The organism is Oleiphilus sp. HI0061 (genome assembly GCF_001635675.1).
In genome coordinates this window covers 1-800 of record NZ_LWFE01000604.1, presented here as the reverse complement: position 1 = coordinate 800, position 800 = coordinate 1, and the positions used below count along the sequence as shown (strand labels likewise).

The 800-nt window shown below is 45.9% G+C and carries 1 protein-coding gene; it reads left to right on the top strand.

Annotated features, from left to right (window positions below; all coding sequences use genetic code 11):
* Positions 1-800 (top strand): AAA family ATPase (locus A3735_RS07815; RefSeq protein WP_156499513.1); only part of this gene is annotated, 800 nt, incomplete at both ends.

Below are 800 nucleotides of genomic sequence, written 5' to 3'. Positions count from 1 at the left end.
GGCCTACTCAGAGCGCTTGACCAGATAGGTGTAAGAGTTGGTTTTTTTAAGCCGATTACACAAATTACCCAAAGTCACCCCGATCACTCTGTCCACTTTGCTAATGCAATCAATCATATAGACAGCCCAAAGCCTATTCCACTGAAGACAGCACAAGATTACCTTACACGCGGCGACAAAGACCTTCTTATGGAAGAAGTAATCGAAAACTTCCATAAGATAAAAAAGCTGTACGACGTAATAATCATTGAAGGAATTGTTCCAACAACAGACGAAGCTCATACCAGCGTGCTCAATAAGGAAATGGCAAACAGTCTCGACGCAGAAATCATTCTGCTTGTGCCAATGACCTCCTTGCCAAGCAATTGTTCAGTTGATACCTTCGATGACCACCTAAAAACATCCTTGAGCCTATTCTCCTCAATTAAAGCCGGTGTCATTGGCTGTATTTTGAATAAAGTAGGCTGCGCACAAAACGCCAAACAACTGCACGATGATGCGATTTCGCTCACCGAAGCAACAGAGGTCGAAAACTGCCAACAACTACTCAGCACCAGCACCTTAATAGAAGCATCCACAGTGCTTAGTGAAAGTTTTCATTCTATAGGCCAGATACCGCTTGTACCGGCTTTACAGGCGCCGCGAGTCTTTGATATCGCAAATGAGCTACAAATGAAGGTTGTACCCGGAACGGGTAACGAGGAGATTTTGCGTACCCGAAGGGTTACGAGGATCGCCATTTGCGCGCGCAGTGTTAGCAATCTCATCAGTGCCCTAACCCCAGGCTGCCTGCTGGTAAC